Here is a 16,431-nt window from a genome sequence, read left to right as displayed (position 1 = left end):
GCCAGGCGAGCCCCCTGGGCCGGGGCTTTGAAACACTGCCTAGTCCTGGTGGGGCTCGTCCCGCAGGACGTAGATGGCGCCGCCGCGGTTCTCGGTGCGGCCGGCGTCGTCGCGCGGCGGGGCGGGCCTCGGCGGGGCCTCCGGCTTCTCCTCGACGATGGGGTCGGGCTCGATGACGGGCTCGGGTTCCAGCTCCAGTTCCAGTTCGGCGGGCGGAGCGGCCGGGACGTCGGCGCGCCTGCCCGCCCGCGCGGGTTTGCGTCGCGCCAGTAGCGGCTCGGACTCCTCGAACTCGACCGGGTCGGACACGTGCGGCGAGGGCTTGGCGGGCTTGCGCGGGGCCGGAGCCGGGGCCGGTGCGGCGGGCACGGGCGCGGCGAGCGGGACGGCGGCCTTCGGCTTCGGCTTGGCCTTCTCCGGCTTGGCCGCGGGCCGCCGCAGGATCGACCAGTTGGCGACCCAGGCCGCGATGGCCGCCGCGATGCCCACCTCCAGGGCCGCCATGAGCCCCACCTGCCACGCGGACGGCCCCATGGTCGCCATCCGCCCGCCGCCGAGCGGGCCGCCCGACAGGGCCGCCAGGACCGCCACCACGACCCCGGTGAGCGCCCCGGACAGGAACCCCCACAGCGGCGCGGCCTCGTAGACCGGGCTCGGCATGGCGCGGACGGTCAGCGCGCCGCCCACCGCGCCCGCCACGAACGGCGCGGCCAGCGCCAGCAGCGACAGGACGGGCGCGGGCCCCGGCTCGGGCAGGGCCGCCAGCGCAGGGAAGGTCGGCACCGCGTCCAGGATCACGCCGGTGGGCGACACGGAGGTGCCCGCCCCGACCGAGAAGCCGGGGCCGACCGCGTAGGCGGTGCCCCAGATCACGGCGTTCGGCAGGTAGGCGAGCTGGACGACGAGCAGCAGGATGCCGCCGACGACGCCGGGCGCGAGCATGTCGTAGAGGCGGTCGGCCTCCTTCAGGTGCAGGGCGAGCGAGCCGCCGACCAGCAGCGCGCCGGAGGCCAGCAGCACGGCGGTGGCACCGGCGACGCCGATCACCAGCGAGCGGGGCCGCTCGGGCAGCAGCTTGAGGAGCGCGCCCAGGCCCGTCCGGATGCGCTTCCCGCGCGCGGCCACCAGCGCCCGCGCCGCGCCCAGCCCGCCCGCGCCCATGGCGACGACGAAGCAGGCCAGCAGCGCCTGCCAGGCCGACGGCCGAACCGAGGGCGCGGCGGCGGCCACGGCGAGGGCCGCCGCGAGCAGCGCGTACGGGACGGCCAGCGCGACCGCGACGCGCGGCACCTCGGCCCGCACCCGCCCCTGCGCCCCGGCGGCGCGGATCACCCAGCCGCCGCCCCGGTATAGCAGCGCGGCGGGCAGCACGAGGAGCCCGAGCGGCAGCAGCCCGACCCGCCCGTTGGGCCCGGCGAACCCGGCGTGGTGGGAGACCAGCCAGAAGTTGACCACCGTGCGGAAGACGCCGGGCAGCCCCTGCCCGAGCGCGGTGCGGGGCGCGGCGATCCACCCGATCAGCGTGACGGTGGTGAGCACGGCGAGCCCGATGCCGATGCACCAGAGCGCGCCGACCAGCCCGGTGACCAGCAGCGGCCGGGGCGGCCCGGCGGGTGGCGCGTCGGCCTTCCCCCTGCCCGGGACGCCCTTGGACGCCCCCGCCCGGTCCGCGGTCGCTCGTTGTCCAGGGGTCACGTCGCTCACGGCGTCCATGCTGGCACCCCAGCCGCCCCCCAGCCCCCCGCCCGCCCGGCGTGTCGCCTTTGTCATGCCCCGACCTCACCCCGCCCCGGCCTGCCCCCTCAGGTGTTGGGGTGGACCAAACTGATCACGATGGTGCCCGCACCGACCAGCGAGTAGTAGACGGTCGCGTGGTCGTCGGAGATCGCGTAGGAGCCGTGATCGGGCGAATCGACGTACGGTTTGGCCTCCGGCGGGACGGGATCGTTCAGCAGCGACATGATCAGCGCGTTGGCCGCATCCCGGACGTTCGGCGGGAACCCCGCCACTTGCATGCGCACGCGGTAGGGGAAGATGAGCTGATCAGGCAAGCCGCTCGCCCCGCGCCATCTGCTCGCGGGTCAGGGCCTCGTAACCGGGCGGCAGCTCACCGCGCTCCACGTAGGGCGTGACGTACTCGACGTCGGCCTGGAGCTGCTGGATGATCTTCTCCCGCTTGAGCGCCTGGTACTCCTCGTAGTCGGCCTCGGGGAGCAGGACGGCGGCGTCGGTGCCATGTCGAGTGATCTTGATGTGCCGGCCGTGGACGGCGTCGGAGTGCAGCTTGCCCAGCCGCTGGCGGGCATCCTTGAGCGGGACGTTCTCCATGGGAAAAGTGTACACAGTTGACACTGTGTTGTCATGGAACGCGAAAGACGCCCGGGCCGTCGAGGCGGCTCGGGCGTCTTTCGGGGTGCTGCAGGGGGATCAGAGGTTCTTCATGATCTCCCGCATCAGGACGGCGGTCTCGCTCGGGGTCTTGCCCACGCGCACGCCGACCTTCTCCAGGGCCTCCTTCTTCGCCTGCGCCGTGCCGGCCGAGCCGGACACGATCGCGCCGGCGTGGCCCATCGTCTTGCCCTCGGGGGCGGTGAAGCCCGCGACGTAGCCGACGACCGGCTTGGTCACGTTGTCGGCGATGTAGGCCGCCGCGCGCTCCTCGGCGTCGCCGCCGATCTCGCCGATCATGACGATGGCGTCGGTCTCGGGGTCCTCCTGGAACGCCTTGAGGGCGTCGATGTGGGTGGTGCCGATGATCGGGTCACCGCCGATGCCCACGCAGGTGGAGAAGCCGATGTCGCGCAGCTCGTACATCATCTGGTACGTCAGCGTGCCCGACTTGGAGACCAGGCCGATGCGGCCGGGGGTCGTGATGTCGGCCGGGATGATGCCGGCGTTCGACTTGCCCGGGGAGGCGATGCCGGGGCAGTTCGGGCCGATGATCCGGGTCTTGCCGCCCTTGTCGACCGCGTAGGCCCAGAAGTAGGCGGTGTCGTGCACCGGGATGCCCTCGGTGATGACCACGCACAGCGGGATCTCGGCGTCGACGGCCTCGACCACGGCGTCCTTGGTGAACTTCGGCGGGACGAAGACCACCGACACGTCCGCGCCGGTCTTCTCCATGGCCTCCTTGACGGTGCCGAACACCGGGAGGGTGGTGCCGTCGAAGTCGACCTCGGTGCCGGCCTTGCGGGCGTTCACGCCGCCGACGACCTGCGCGCCGGAGGCGAGCATGCGGCGGGAGTGCTTCATGCCCTCCGAGCCGGTCATGCCCTGGACGATGATCTTGCTGTTCTCGGTGAGCCAGATAGCCATGCTCATGCACCTGCCGCGGCGAGTTCGGCGGCGCGCTTGGCCGCGTCGTCCATGGTGTCGACCTGCTCCACACCCGGGAGGGCGGCGTCGGTCAGGATCTGGCGGCCCAGCTCGGCGTTGTTGCCGTCCAGGCGCACCACCAGCGGGCGGTTCACGGTCTCGCCGCGCTCGCCCAGCAGCTTGTAGGCGGCGACGATGCCGTTGGCGACCGCGTCGCAGGCGGTGATGCCGCCGAAGACGTTGACGAACACCGACTTGACGTCGCCGTCCGACAGCACGATCTCCAGGCTGTTGGCCATCACCTCGGCGGACGCGCCGCCGCCGATGTCGAGGAAGTTGGCCGGCTTCTGGCCGTCGAACTCCTCGCCGGCGTAGGAGACCACGTCCAGGGTGGACATGACCAGGCCCGCGCCGTTGCCGATGATGCCGACGCTGCCGTCGAGCTTCACGTAGTTGAGGTCCTTGGCCTTGGCCGCCGCCTCCAGCGGGTCGGCCGACGCCTTGTCCTCCAGCTTGTCGTGCTCCTGGCGGAAGGAGGCGTTGTCGTCCAGCGACACCTTGCCGTCCAGCGCCTTGACCTCGCCGTCGGCGGTGAGGATCAGCGGGTTCACCTCGACCAGGGTGGCGTCCTCGTCGATGAACACCGCCCACAGCCGCTCGATCAGCTCGGCGGCGCCGTCCAGCGCCTCCTGCGGCAGGCGGCCCTGCTCGGCGATCGAGCGGGCGGTGGCCCGGTCGATGCCGTTCAGCGGGGAGACCGGCACCAGGGCGAGCCGGTCGTGCGGCACCTCCTCGATCTCCACGCCGCCCTCGACGGAGCAGATGGAGAGGAAGGTGCGGTTCGCGCGGTCGAGCAGGAAGGAGAAGTAGTACTCCTGCGCGATCGCCGAGCCCTCCTCGATCAGGACCTTGTGGACCGTGTGGCCCTTGATGTCCATGCCGAGGATCTGCCCGGCGAGGGTCTCGGCCTCGGCGGCGTCGTCGGCGAGCTTCACGCCGCCGGCCTTGCCGCGGCCGCCGGTCTTCACCTGGGCCTTGACGACGACCTTCTTGCTGCCCGCGGAGAACAGCTCCTCCGCGATGGCACGGGCTTCCTGGGGAGTATGGGCGACCTTGCCGGTGGGCACCGGTACCCCGTACTCGGCGAAGAGCTCCTTCGCCTGATGTTCGAACAGGTCCACGAGGGCGTCCTTAACGGATCGACAGCCAATGACCACGGGAGTGGTGGGTACACGGGTGCCCGTGCGGCCGCCACTCTGCGGTCCGCTCCGTCGACGCAGCCTAGTCCTCCCAGGTCCATGGTCATGCCGCCGGGGCCGCCCGGCTCCCGCTCCGACCATCGGCCGAGGTCGGCGGGCGGGCCGGTCACCCCCGCGCAGGAGGCCGCACCGGCCCCCGGAAGGATGTTCTGTTTGGTGACGTTTGATGTACTTGACCGGTACCTCAGGGTGAAGGTGGGGTGAGCGGGGAAAGAGGGGTCGCGTGGGCGGTTCGGGGGGTGTCGTTCGCAGGGTCCGGCGGGTCGCGGCGTTGTTGCTGGTGGCCGCGCTGGTGGCGACCTGCGGCGCGACGATGCCGGAGCGGGGCGGGCCCGCCTGGGCGAGCCCCGGGCTGGTCGGCGGCGGCGGGTGGCCGTTCGCCGGGACGCCGCTGCCCCCGGTGGACGCGCGGGGCGCCTCCTACCTGCCCGACAGCTCGGTGATCCGGCTGGCCGACGGCCGCATCCGGCTGATTCCGTTCGGCGGCGACGCCCCGATCACGGTGCCGGGCACCGACCCGCGGGTGAGCCAGGCGGTGCGGGCCGACGCGGCGTGGCTGGCGCGGGGCACGGTGCCCGGCGCGCTGGCCCCGTTTCCGGTGGATCCGCCGCCGCGCCCGCACGCGCAGGCGTCGCGCCCGCTGGACCCGGCGGTGACCACGCCGGAGCCGGGCCCGGTGAGCGGGCTGCCCGAGCGCCGTCCCTACCGCGACATGGCCGCGCGGGCGCTGCTGGACCTGCGGCTGCTGACCCGGCCGAACGGCGCGTCGCTGGCGTCCTGGTACGGGGCGTGGAAGTACTCCTGGCCGCGCGACTCGGCGTTCACGGCGGCGGCGTTCACCGTGACCGGGCACCGGCCCGAGGCGCGGCGGGTGCTCCGGTTCCTGGCGCGGGCCCAGCATGAGAACGGCATGTGGGCCGCCCGCTACAACCCCGACGGCACCGCCGTCGTCGACGGCCGCGCCCCGCAGCTCGACTCGCTGGGCTGGGTGTTGTGGGCGAGCTGGTTGTTCCGCGAGCAGGCCGCCGCCGACGCCGACGCGATGGACGAGCTGTGGCCGATGGTGCGCCGCGCCGCCGACCGGCTGGCCGGTTCGCTCGGCCCCTCGGGCCTGCCGCCCGCCTCCTCCGACTACTGGGAGCGCAGCCCGCGCAGCGAGCAGGCCCCGCATCTGCCGACGCTGGGCGTGGTGGGGCCGGTGCTGGCGGGGCTGCGGTCGGCGGCGGCGTTCGCGCGCGACACCGGCCACCAGGCCCAGGCGGCGCGCTGGCGGACGGCCGCGCACCGGCTGTCGGACGCGGTGGCGACCCGCTTCACCCCGCACGGCTACCCGCGCTCGCCGGTCGCGGGGGGCCGGATGGACACCTCGGTGACCTTCCTCGCGCCGCCGTTCGCGCCCGCCGACCCCGGCGTCAGCGCGGCGATCGCGCGGGCGGCGGAGCGGCAGGCGCTGCCCAACGGCGGGGTGCTGCCGGGCGAGCGCTGGTCGGGCAACAAGAAGGTGGCCTGGACGCCGGAGATGGCGCTGTTCGCGCTGGCGGCGGCGGCCTCCGGACGCCAGGACGAGGCGCGGACGCGGCTGGACTGGTTGTGCGACCACCGCACGTCGCTGGGCGTGCTGCCGGAGAAGGTGGACGAGAACGGCGAGCCGGCGGCGGTCGCGCCGCTGGGCTGGACGGCGTCGCTGGTGGTGCTCGGGCTGGCGGCGCTGGAGAAGCCGCTGCCCGTCCCGCAGGCGTAGGCGGGGCGCAGGGGCGGGACGTCGGCGTAGGCGGGCGTGGGCCGGGCCGTCGTCAGGCGAGGAACTGCTCGTAGCCCAGCTTGGCCACCATCGCGCTCACCACGCACAGCAGCACCACCCGCACGAAGCCCGCGCCCCTGCTGATCGCCATGCGCGCGCCGATCTGCGCGCCGACGATGTTGCAGGCCGCCATCGCCAGCCCGATCGCCCAGAGCACGTGCCCCTGGGAGGCGAACACCGCCAGCGCGCCCAGGTTGGTGCCGGTGTTGATGATCTTGGCGTTGGCGGAGGCGTTGACGAAGTCGCTGCCCAGCAGGGTGGTGAACGCGATGACCAGGAACGTCCCGGTGCCCGGCCCGACCAGCCCGTCGTAGAAGGCGATCACCAGGCCCGGCACCAGGATCGCGGCGGCGAGGCGGCGGCGCGTGCGCAGCACCAGCTTGGGCGTGCGGCCGAGGTCGGGCTTGAACACCACGATCCCCGCGACGGTCAGCAGCACCACCATGACCAGCGGCTTCAGCACCGCCGACGAGATCGCGGCGGCGCACAGCGCGCCGACGGCCGCGAAGCACACCGCCAGCGCCCCGGCGGGCAGCGCGACGCGCAGGTCCGGCTTGGCCTTGCGCAGGTAGGCGACGGCGGCCGACGAGGTGCCCGCGATCGAGCCCAGCTTGTTGGTGGCCAGCGCCGCCACCGCCTGGCCGGGGTGGACGAGCATGAGCGCGGGGAGCTGGATGAGGCCGCCGCCGCCCACCACCGCGTCCACCCAGCCGGCCGCGAGGGCGGCCGCCAACAACAGCACGACGTGTTCGGCCGCCAAGGGGGGCTCCCGGGGGGTGTAAGGATTAAAAGGAAATCGTGGATTACCTTACCCCGGGACGTTCCGGCCCGCCGCCGACTGTGCGTCCCCGACAGCCCGAAAGTCCGCCAGGCCAGGCGATTGCTACTTTTCCGCCGGTTGCCCGGCGACCACTCGCTCACAAACAGTGATGAACATGCCTCAAGTGGTGCTCATGGGAACGCTGGACACCAAGGGTCCGGAGTACGGCTGGCTCCGCGACCGGCTCCGCGCGCGGGGCGTGTCGGTGCTGCTGGTCGACACCGGGACGCTGGACGCGCCGCGCGTCGCCCCCGACATCCCCCGCGAGGAGGTCGCCCGCGCCGCCGGGACCGACCTCGCGACGCTGCGCGCGCACGGCGACCGGGGCGTGGCCGTCACCGCGATGGCGCACGGCGCGGCGGCCGTCCTCGCCCGGCTGCACGCGGCCGGGCGGCTGGACGGGGTGTTGTCGGTCGGCGGCAGCGGCAACTCGGCGATCTCCACCAGCGCGATGCGGGCGCTGCCGGTGGGGGTGCCCAAGCTGATGGTGTCCAGCATGGCCTGCGGCGACGTCGCCCCCTACGTCGGCGGCAAGGACCTGACGCTGATGTACAGCGTGGTCGACATCGCCGGGCTCAACCGCGTCTCGCTGCGCGTGCTGGCCAACGCCGCCGACGCGATCGCCGGGATGGCCGTCGGGTACGCGGCGGGCCGCCCGGCCCCGGCGGGCGACCGGCCGGTGGTCGGCGCGACGATGGCGGGCGTCACCACCCGGGGCGTGGACGCGGCCCGCGAGCGCCTGGCCGGGCTCGGCTACGAGGTGCTGGTGTTCCACGCCAGCGGCGCGGGCGGCCGCTCGCTGGAGGCGATGGCCGCCGGGGGCCTGCTGGCCGCCGTGCTGGACGCCACGCTGCTGGAGGTGTCCACCGGGCGGCTCGGCGGCGTCGGCGGGGCCGGGCCCGAGCGCCTGGAGGCGGCGGGCCGCGCGGGGGTGCCGCAGGTGGTGAGCCTGGGCGCGCTGGACATGGCCAAGTTCGGCCCGGCGGTGCCCGAGCGGCTGCGGCACCGGCACGTCCACGTGCACAACCCGTCGGTGACGGTGGTGCGGACCTCCCCCGCCGAGTGCGCCGCGATGGGCCGGGAGGTCGCGGCCAAGCTGCGCGCCGCGACCGGCCCGACGGCGCTGTTCGTGCCGCTGCGGGGGCTGTCGACGCTGAGTGTGGCGGGCGGGGTCTACCACGACCCGGAGGCCGACGCGGCGCTGTTCGAGGCCGTGCGGGCGGGGCTGGCGGGCTCGGCGGTGGAGCTGCACGAGCTGGACGCCGACGTGAACGACCCGGCGTTCGGCCGCGCGATGGCCGACCGCCTGCACGCCCTGGCCGGCGGCCCCGCCCGCGCCGCCTGCTGATCAGGCCCGCGCGGGCGCGGGCCGCCACTCGTCGGCCAGGATCGACCACGTCTGCATGTCCTGCCGCCGCCCGCCGACCGGGAACACCGAGCGCATCGTGCCCTCGTAGGTGAACCCGATGCGCTTGGCGGTGGCGATGCTGGCGGCGTTGTCCGCTGCGCAGCACCACTCCACCCGGACGATGCCGCGCTCGTGCACCGCCCAGTCGATCATGTGCCCGACCGCGCGGGTGACCAGCCCGCGCCCGCGCGCGGCCGGGTCCAGCCACACGCCGACTTCGCACACGCCGGCGGCGGTGTCGAAGATGCGGAACAGCACGCCCCCGGAGAGCACGCCGCCCACCCACACGCCGTAGATGCGCCCGGCGTCGGCGGCCTGCCGGTCGGCGTAGTTCTGGAGGAACGCCCGCGCGGCCTCCTCGTTCACGACGGTCCGCGCCCACGGGATCAGCGGCAGCAGCTCCGCGCGCATCCGGTCGGCGTGCGCGAGGAACTCGGCGGCGTTCCAGGGCTCCAGGGGACGCAGCTCGGCGTCGTCGGCCAACGGGAGGGAGAACACGGGGGACCTCCAAGGGTGCATAACGAACGTTTGGTACGTACCCTAGCCGCATGCCCGCCCGTGGAGATCACGACGCCCGCCGCCGCGACGTCTCGGCGGCCGTCTGGCGCGTGCTGGCCGCGCGCGGCTTCGACGGCCTGACGCTGCGCGCCGTCGCCGCCGAGATGGGCGCCTCCACCGGGCTGCTCACCCACTACTTCCCCAGCAAGAAGGCCCTGGTCATGCACGCCCTCGACATCGCCGAGGAGCGCACCATGAACCGCGAGCGCCGCGTCGCGCCCGCGCCCGGCCTGCCCGCCCTGCGCACCGCGCTGCTGGACGTGCTGCCGCTCACACCGGCCGGGGTCGCGATGAACCGCGTGTGGGTGAGCTCCTGGGACGGCGCGCTGGCCGACCCCGACCTGGCGGCGCGCGAGTCCGGCCGTTACGAGCGCTGGCGGGGGATGTTGCGCCCGCACGTGGAGAAGGCCCTTGAGCTGGGCGAACTCCCCGCCGACGCGGACGCCGACGATGTCACGGCCACGGCGGCGGCGTTCACGCACGGCCTGGTGGTGCAGGCCCTGTTCGACCCTGAGCGCTTCCCGCCGGAGCGGCAGACGGCCCTGCTGGACGCCTTCCTGACCGGTCTCGTCAGCCGACCGTCCCGGTGATCCGGATCGCGTCCCCGGTGTCCAGTCCCAGGCGGGCGGCCCAGGCGAGGGCCTGCTCCAAGGTGGTCTCCTCGCCCGCCAGGCAGGCGGCGGCGAGCGCGGGCGGGGCCTGGCCCGCGTCCAGCACGGCGGTCCACTGGGCCGCCGTGAGGGCCAGGTAGCGCAGGCCGGGCAGGTCGGCGAGCACATGCGGGTCGGCGACGTCGGCTCCGGACAGGTCCAGGCCGTACAGGTTCGGGACGTCGCGCAGCGGGGCGATGGAGACCGGGGCGGCCGAGGCCAGGTCGAGGGCCGTCAGGTCGCGGTGGCCGCGCAGCGGGGCCAGGTCGGCGTCGCCGGTCAGGGTGGCGCGCAGCGAGTTGACGGGCAGGTCGCGGACGGGGCCGAGGTCGGCGGTCGCGCAGCGGTTGAGGTGCAGGAGGCGGAGGTCGGGCGCGGCGCGGAGCGGGGCGAGGTCCACCGGGCTCGCGGCGTCGTTGACGTGGAGGGCCTGGAGGCGGGGCGGGATCTGGTCGGGGATCTCGCCGACGACGCGCTCGGGGCCGAAGCGGGACACGGGTTCCTGGAGGTACAGGTGGCCGTCGTGGATCTCGTGGTCGCCCTTGTCCAGTTGCTCCAGGTACAGGCCGAGCAGCGCGGTCACCGACTCGGCGACGTACTCCGGTCCCTGGTCGTAGTCTCGACCGACGCGGATGACCTGCCCGGGACGCCCGTTGCGCGCGGGCGCGAGGTCCACCGCCAGGTAGTTGCCGTCCTCGCCGCTGCCGAAGGGGATCCAGCCGGGGTGGCCGCCGCACCGCCGCACGGTCTCGGGCGGGTCGGCGTCGAAGACGACCCAGTCCCAGCCCAGCTCCCATCCGTGCCAGACCGGCTGGCGCTGGTCCTCGTGGATCGCGGCGGCGGTCTCCGCCGAGAGCCAGGTGTTGCCCGCCAGCAGGTAGCCGGGCGAGTAGTCGATGGCGTCGCCGTCGGCGATCTCGTAGAGGGCGCGCAGGTCGGCGGGCAGGGGCAGGCCGATGCGGCGCTCGGCCTCGGCGATCGACGGCGCGGGCGGCGGCAGCGGTTCGCGGCGTCCCAGGATCGCGGCGCGGCGCTCCAGGTACGCGCGGAAGCGGGCGGCCGCGAGGTCGGCGTCGCCTGCCGGGGCGGCGGTCGAGCCCGGCTGGTCGTCGCCGGGCTCCGGGAGCCGGGCGTCGGGGTCGAGGACGGCCTCGAAACCGCCGTCACGGCCTCGCAGGCTGGTGACCGCGTCGTGGAACGCGACCATCGTGAACTCCCCGGACGGCCGGACCGCGAACTCCAGGCTGGTGCGCTCCCAGCCCCGCTCGGCCCGCACGGCCTGCGCCACGGCCGTCAGCTCGCCGAACAGGCTCGGCACCGCGTGGGCCCACGCCGTCGCGCCCGGCACCGCGTAGGACCCGGCGACCGACACCCCGCCCTGGCCCGCCGTGCTGTCCAGCACCGCGCCGGTCCATCCGGCGGGCGCGCCCGCGACGATCTGCTCGGCGACCCGCCGCGCCTGCCCGTGCGTCATGACCCGCTCCCGTCGTCGGCGACGATCATGACAGGAGCGGGGGACGGACCGGGACGTTCCGCTACAACTTCTCGACCGACGCGTAGGGCAGCACCAGCGTCTTGACCCCGTAGTCGCCGCCGAAGTCGACGCTGATGGTGGTCCGGTTGTCCTTGGCGTCCACCGTCACGACGGTGCCCAGCCCGAACGAGTCGTGGGTGACCTTGTCGCCGGGCGACAGGTTCGGGATGGGGCGGTTGCCCGACGGGCGGCCGTTCGACCGGGCCGTGGGCCTGGCCAGCGCCGACGTCTTGGAACCCTCGCTCTCCCACTCCAGCAGGGGCTTCGGGATCTCGCCCAGGAACCGCGACGGCGGGTTGACCTGCGGCGCGCCCCACGACGAGCGCATCTCGGCGCGGCTCAGGTACAGGCGCTGGCGGGCCCGCGTGATGCCCACGTAGGCGAGGCGGCGCTCCTCCTCCAGCTCCTTGGGGTTGCTCATGGCGCGCAGGTGCGGGAAGACCCCGTCCTCCATGCCGGTGAGGAACACCACCGGGAACTCCAGGCCCTTGGCGGTGTGCAGGGTCATCAGCGTGACCACGCCCTGGTCGTCGGCCTCGGGCTGCTCGCCGGGCGGCACCGCGCCGCCGCTCTTGGCGCCGCCGGGGATCGAGTCGGCGTCGGCGACCAGCGCGACCTGCTCCAGGAAGTCGACCAGGCGACCCTCGGCGGACTCGCCGTCGAGGCGCTCCTCGAACTCGCGGGCGACCGCCTCGAACTCCTGGAGGTTCTCGATGCGGGTCTCGTCCTGCGGATCCTTGGACGCCTGGAGCTCGGCCATGTAGCCGCTCTTGACCAGGATCTGCTGCACGAGGTCGGCCGGGGCGAGGGTCTGGGCGGCCTCGCCCAGCTCGTCCAGCAGCGCCACGAACTCGCGCACCGCCTTGATCGAGCGGGTCGCCATGCCCGGCACGTCCTCGGGGCGGCGCAGCGCCTGCCAGAACGTGATCCGCTCGCGCGCGGCGTACGCCTCCACCACGGCCTCGGCGCGGTCGCCGATGCCGCGCTTGGGGACGTTCAGGATGCGGCGCAGCGAGACGGTGTCCTCGGGGTTGCCGAGCACGCGCAGGTAGGCCAGCAGGTCGCGGATCTCCTTGCGCTCGTAGAAGCGCACGCCGCCGACGACCTTGTAGGGCAGGCCGACGCGGATGAAGACCTCTTCGAAGACGCGCGACTGGGCGTTGGTGCGGTAGAAGATCGCGACGTCGCCGGGGCGGGCGTCGCCCGCGTCGGTGAGCTTGTCCACCTGGTCGGCGACGAAGGCGGCCTCGTAGTGCTCGTTCTCGGCGACATAGGCGACGATCTTGTGGCCGGCGCCCTGGTCGGACCAGAGCTTCTTGGGCTTGCGGTCGGCGTTGCGCTCGATGACCGCGTTGGCCGCCTCCAGGATCGTCTGGGTGGAGCGGTAGTTCTGCTCCAGCATGATCGTGGTGGCGTCGCCGTAGTCGCGCTCGAACTCCAGGATGTTGCGGATCGTCGCGCCCCGGAAGGCGTAGATCGACTGGTCGGCGTCGCCGACCACGCACAGCTCGGCCGGGCCGAGCCCCTCCACCGGGGCGGTCAGCTCGCGGACCAGCTGGTACTGGGCGTGGTTGGTGTCCTGGTACTCGTCCACCAGCACGTGCCGGAAGCGGCGCCGGTAGTGCTCGGCGGCCTCGGGGAAGATCTGGAGGAGGTTGACCGTCATCATGATCAGGTCGTCGAAGTCCATCGCGCCGGCCTGCTGGAGCCGCGCCTGGTACATCTCGTACGCCTGGGCGACCGTCTGCTCCATGTGGGTGGAGGCGCGCGACTTGAACGTCTCGTAGTCGATCAGCTCGTTCTTCAGGTTGGACACCTGGGCGCTGAACGACCTGGGCGGGTAGCGCTTGGGATCCAGGTCCAGCTCGCGGCAGACCAGCGCCATCAGCCGCTGCGCGTCGGCCTGGTCGTAGATCGAGAAGCTGGTGGGGAAGCCCAGCCGCTTGGCCTCGCGGCGCAGGATGCGCACGCACGCCGAGTGGAAGGTCATCACCCACATGGCGCGCGAGCGCGGGCCCACCAGGGCGTCCACCCGCTCCTTCATCTCGGCCGCGGCCTTGTTGGTGAAGGTGATGGCCAGGATCTGGCCGGGGTGCACGTCGCGCTCGCCCAGCAGGTGCGCGATGCGGTGGGTGAGCACGCGGGTCTTGCCCGAGCCGGCGCCGGCGACGATCAGCAGGGGCGAACCGGCGTGCACGACGGCGGCCCGCTGCTGCGGGTTGAGGCCGTCCAGCAAAGGGTGAGCTTCGGTCTTCGACATCACGTGCGAGTGTACGGCCCGGGGACGACGGATTCGGCCGGTACGGTCGGCGACGCCGTGCTCACCCCGGCGCGAGGGAACCCGCGCCGCGCCGGACATTCCATGGTCACCAGTCCGGAAGAGGCCAAAGGCCGCACGAACGCCTTGACGGGGCCCCGCGCCGGGCGGAGCGTAGGCCCCGCGGGGCGGCGCGTACCACGGCCCCCGGCCACTCTGAACTGGACGATCATCCGGATGCGCGCCCTGGCACGCCCGCCCGCGACCGCGTTGGGCCAGCAGAGGCCGACGCTCAGTGAGGGGAAGGTGGCGTCGATGACGATCCACCAGGAAGAGCTCCAGGAACAGCGGGAGGTCCCGCAGTCGCGGATGCGGGAGCTGCCGCCGATGCTCCGGATCGAGGGCGCGGAGGCCCCGCCCGCGCCCACCCCGGTGCCGGTCCCGGTCCCGCTGGTGACCGGGCACCGCTTCCTGATCTACAAGCAGGACCCGACGGTCACCCAGCTCGGCGTGCGGCTGGTGTTCGTGCCCACGACCGTGCTGAACGGGCCGACCGACGCGCGCGTCACGACGGTGCTGCCCACCGTCACGCCGGTGCCGCGCAACGCCAACGGCGACTTCGTGTTCACGGCCAACACGCCGCAGTTCGACTGCGCGATGGTGTTCGCGGTGGTGCGGCAGACGCTCGCGATGTACGAGCGGCACAACGGCGGCAACCCGATCCCGTTCGCCTGGAACGTGGGCGGCAACACCGACCGGATCAGCGTGTTCCCGCGCGCCGGGGCGGGCGCGAACGCGTTCTACAGCCGCACCGCCAAGGCGCTGAAGTTCCTGTCGTTCACGCCGCAGGGCCAGACGCAGGAGATCTTCACGTGCCGGTCGCTGGACATCGTCGCGCACGAGGCCGGGCACGCGGTCCTGGACGGCCTGAAGCCCGGCTGGCTGGCGGTGGGCAACCCGCCGCAGACCGGCGGCCTGCACGAGGCGTTCGGCGACCTGACCGCGATCTTCATGGCGCTGTCGCAGCCCGACCAGGCCGACGCGCTGGTGGCGCTGACCCGCGCCAACCTGCACGACCGGTCGTTCCTGCCCGCGCTGGCCGAGGAGTTCGGCCGCGGCCTCGGGCTCCAGTTCGGCCTGCGCAACGCCGACAACGACCTGAAGCTCAGCCAGGTCGGCAACGAGGTGCACGCCATCTCGCAGGTGTTCACCGGCGCGATCTACGACGTGCTGGCCGACGTCTACCAGTTCGAGATGGGCCGCCAGCGCCGCACCAAGGACCCGGCGCTGGTGCTGATCGAGGTCGCGCAGCGGTTGTGCAAGCTGCTGTTCGACGCGATCGTGGCGTCCCCGGCGACCGGCGCCAAGTACGTCGACGTGGCCAACAAGATGCTCCAGATCTCCGCGAGCCAGGGCGACCCGGCGGTGTACCGGACCTTCATCCGCAACCGCTTCGCGGTCCGCGAGATCACCACGGCGGCGACGCCGCTGACCGACCTGATGAGCGGGCGGATGAAGATGTCGGACGCCGACTACACCGGCAACGGCAAGAAGGACGTCACCGACGTCGAGACGGCCGACGAGCGCTCGGCGAGCCTGCGGGCCGAGCAGGACCGCTCGCGGTGCTGCGGCACGATGCAGATGCCCGAGTACCGGATGGTGGACGCCAAGAAGCTCGCCCGGCGCGGCGAGCTGACCGACGACGACATCCTGCACGACGAGCTGGAGGAACTGCGCCGGGCCTTCAACAAGTAGCCGAAAACTCCGCCGATTCCCGGTCGTGCCGCCCGCTTTCGGGAAACACGACCGGGAGACCGGCCGAGCGGAAGGCGGAGTTGACGTGCGCGTCAAGATCGAGAGCACCGGCGGGTTCGCCGGGCGGGAGATGATGGTCGCCAAGTACGACACCGACGACCTGCCGAAGGACCAGGCCGAACGGATCGAGGAGGCGGTGCGGACCCTGGCCGACGCGGACGCGTCCGGCGAACCGGGCGAGATCGGCGCGGACCTGCCGTCCTACCGGGTGACGATCGGCGACCCGGACGGGGACCCGAAGGTGTTCGAGGTGTGCGGGGAACCGGACGCGGACGTGAACGCGCCGCTGACGAGGCTGCTGCAGGGCCCGGTGGAACCGGAGGAACGTCCGGAGGACGAGGCGGCGGGGGGAGCGGCGGGGGGAGAGGAGTCGGCGCGGAGGAACGCGCCGCCGAGCCCATCGGGCTTGTAGGGCTGGGGCAGGTAGGGCTGCGGCAGGGGGCGCTGCCCCTCTCTGCGCCTTCGTCTGTGGTGGCTGGGGCGCTGTGATGGTTCGGGGGCGGGGTGGGGTTGTTGGTCGGGTGTGGTGAATCCGCGTGGGGCGGAGCTGGTGGGCATGTGCATCGACCCCGCGCGGGCGGGGGTTGGGTGCGGGGCGCGGGGCCGGGGTAGGTGATCGGGCGCGGGAAACCCGCTCGGGCTGGGGCTGCTGGGGTATCTGCACCAACCCCGTGCGGGTTGGGGTCGCTGGTCGGGTGGAGGGCGCGGGGCTGGAGTAGGTGGTCGGGTGCGGGAAACCCGCACGGGTTGGGGGTGCTGGGGTATCTGGATCAATCCCGTGCAGGCTGGGGTTGCTGGTCGGGTGGAGGGCACGGGGTTGAGGTAGGTGGTCGGCTGCGGAAAACCCGCGTGAGGTTGGGGTTGGTGGGCTTCTGTACCAAACCCGTGCGTGGTGGAGGTTGCTGGTCGCGTGCAGGAAACCCGCGCGGGATTGGGGTTGGTTGGTCTGGTGTAGACCCCCACTGATTGAGTCGGTGCAGATCTGCGGCGAAAGCGGCTGTGTTTCCTGGGGGG

General features: G+C 73.3%; 14 protein-coding genes. 5 read left to right on the top strand and 9 right to left on the bottom strand.

Annotation, left to right across the window (positions count from 1 at the left end; translation table 11 throughout):
* Nucleotides 1-39: 39 nt before the first annotated feature.
* The 5 genes from AH6_RS36140 to sucC form a co-directional block, all read right to left on the bottom strand.
* On the bottom strand, nt 40-1,713 hold the full coding sequence (locus AH6_RS36140) for a cell division protein PerM (RefSeq protein WP_373861862.1): 1,674 nt from the start codon (nt 1,711-1,713) through the stop codon (nt 40-42).
* 89 nt (nt 1,714-1,802) lie between these two features.
* Nucleotides 1,803-2,051, bottom strand: coding sequence for a hypothetical protein (locus AH6_RS36135; protein WP_157431933.1), 249 nt, complete (start codon nt 2,049-2,051; stop codon nt 1,803-1,805).
* On the bottom strand, nt 2,044-2,328 hold the full coding sequence (locus AH6_RS36130) for a type II toxin-antitoxin system prevent-host-death family antitoxin (protein WP_067489368.1): 285 nt from the start codon (nt 2,326-2,328) through the stop codon (nt 2,044-2,046). The genes AH6_RS36135 and AH6_RS36130 overlap by 8 nt, the downstream gene beginning before the upstream one ends.
* Before the next feature lie 99 nt (nt 2,329-2,427).
* The gene (gene sucD / locus AH6_RS36125; protein ID WP_067489365.1) at nt 2,428-3,315 is read right to left on the bottom strand and encodes a succinate--CoA ligase subunit alpha; all 888 of its coding nucleotides are present in this window, start codon (nt 3,313-3,315) and stop codon (nt 2,428-2,430) included.
* 2 nt (nt 3,316-3,317) lie between these two features.
* Complete coding sequence (gene sucC / locus AH6_RS36120) at nt 3,318-4,496, bottom strand: ADP-forming succinate--CoA ligase subunit beta (protein ID WP_067489362.1); 1,179 nt, start codon at nt 4,494-4,496, stop codon at nt 3,318-3,320.
* A 301-nt stretch (nt 4,497-4,797) separates the two neighbouring features.
* On the opposite strand from sucC, the gene AH6_RS36115 reads away from it, so the two are divergent.
* The gene (locus AH6_RS36115; RefSeq protein WP_067489359.1) at nt 4,798-6,315 is read left to right on the top strand and encodes a glycoside hydrolase family 15 protein; all 1,518 of its coding nucleotides are present in this window, start codon (nt 4,798-4,800) and stop codon (nt 6,313-6,315) included.
* 52 nt (nt 6,316-6,367) lie between these two features.
* On the opposite strand, the gene AH6_RS36110 is transcribed toward AH6_RS36115, so the two are convergent.
* A complete protein-coding gene (locus tag AH6_RS36110; protein WP_067489356.1) occupies nt 6,368-7,135 on the bottom strand; it encodes a TSUP family transporter in 768 nt (255 codons plus the stop codon).
* A gap of 175 nt (nt 7,136-7,310) precedes the next feature.
* Here AH6_RS36110 and AH6_RS36105 point away from each other — a divergent pair, with 175 nt between their 5' ends.
* Nucleotides 7,311-8,543 carry a Tm-1-like ATP-binding domain-containing protein gene (locus AH6_RS36105; protein WP_067489353.1) on the top strand — a complete coding sequence of 411 codons (1,233 nt, stop codon included), beginning with the start codon at nt 7,311-7,313 and terminating at the stop codon, nt 8,541-8,543.
* On the opposite strand, the gene AH6_RS36100 is transcribed toward AH6_RS36105, so the two are convergent.
* A complete protein-coding gene (locus AH6_RS36100) occupies nt 8,544-9,101 on the bottom strand; it encodes a GNAT family N-acetyltransferase (RefSeq protein ID WP_067489350.1) in 558 nt (185 codons plus the stop codon).
* Nucleotides 9,102-9,151: 50 nt separating this feature from the next.
* On the opposite strand from AH6_RS36100, the gene AH6_RS36095 reads away from it, so the two are divergent.
* A complete protein-coding gene (locus tag AH6_RS36095; protein ID WP_067489347.1) occupies nt 9,152-9,751 on the top strand; it encodes a TetR/AcrR family transcriptional regulator in 600 nt (199 codons plus the stop codon).
* Here AH6_RS36095 and AH6_RS36090 read toward each other — a convergent pair.
* Complete coding sequence (locus AH6_RS36090) at nt 9,732-11,285, bottom strand: SMI1/KNR4 family protein (protein WP_067489344.1); 1,554 nt, start codon at nt 11,283-11,285, stop codon at nt 9,732-9,734. The two genes, AH6_RS36095 and AH6_RS36090, sit on opposite strands and share 20 nt — an antisense overlap.
* 61 nt (nt 11,286-11,346) lie before the next feature.
* On the bottom strand, nt 11,347-13,605 hold the full coding sequence (pcrA, locus tag AH6_RS36085) for a DNA helicase PcrA (protein ID WP_169807962.1): 2,259 nt from the start codon (nt 13,603-13,605) through the stop codon (nt 11,347-11,349).
* A gap of 312 nt (nt 13,606-13,917) precedes the next feature.
* Here pcrA and AH6_RS36080 point away from each other — a divergent pair, with 312 nt between their 5' ends.
* On the top strand, nt 13,918-15,357 hold the full coding sequence (locus AH6_RS36080; RefSeq protein WP_067489337.1) for a gluzincin family metallopeptidase: 1,440 nt from the start codon (nt 13,918-13,920) through the stop codon (nt 15,355-15,357).
* A gap of 85 nt (nt 15,358-15,442) precedes the next feature.
* Nucleotides 15,443-15,829, top strand: coding sequence for a protealysin inhibitor emfourin (locus AH6_RS36075; protein ID WP_067489334.1), 387 nt, complete (start codon nt 15,443-15,445; stop codon nt 15,827-15,829).
* Nucleotides 15,830-16,431: the final 602 nt, after the last annotated feature.

The organism is Actinomadura hibisca NBRC 15177 (assembly GCF_001552635.1).
Classification (GTDB): Bacteria; Actinomycetota; Actinomycetes; order Streptosporangiales; family Streptosporangiaceae; genus Spirillospora; species Spirillospora hibisca.
This window is presented reverse-complemented; position numbering and strand designations above follow the sequence as displayed.

Coding starts and splice junctions, on each gene's coding strand:
- sucD (WP_067489365.1), bottom strand. CDS start 3,315: ATGGCTATCTGGCTCACCGAGAACAGCAAGATCATCGTCCAGGGCATG.
- AH6_RS36130 (WP_067489368.1), bottom strand. CDS start 2,328: ATGGAGAACGTCCCGCTCAAGGATGCCCGCCAGCGGCTGGGCAAGCTG.
- AH6_RS36095 (WP_067489347.1), top strand. CDS start 9,152: ATGCCCGCCCGTGGAGATCACGACGCCCGCCGCCGCGACGTCTCGGCG.
- AH6_RS36105 (WP_067489353.1), top strand. CDS start 7,311: ATGCCTCAAGTGGTGCTCATGGGAACGCTGGACACCAAGGGTCCGGAG.
- AH6_RS36140 (WP_373861862.1), bottom strand. CDS start 1,713: ATGGACGCCGTGAGCGACGTGACCCCTGGACAACGAGCGACCGCGGAC.
- pcrA (WP_169807962.1), bottom strand. CDS start 13,605: ATGTCGAAGACCGAAGCTCACCCTTTGCTGGACGGCCTCAACCCGCAG.
- AH6_RS36090 (WP_067489344.1), bottom strand. CDS start 11,285: ATGACGCACGGGCAGGCGCGGCGGGTCGCCGAGCAGATCGTCGCGGGC.
- AH6_RS36080 (WP_067489337.1), top strand. CDS start 13,918: ATGACGATCCACCAGGAAGAGCTCCAGGAACAGCGGGAGGTCCCGCAG.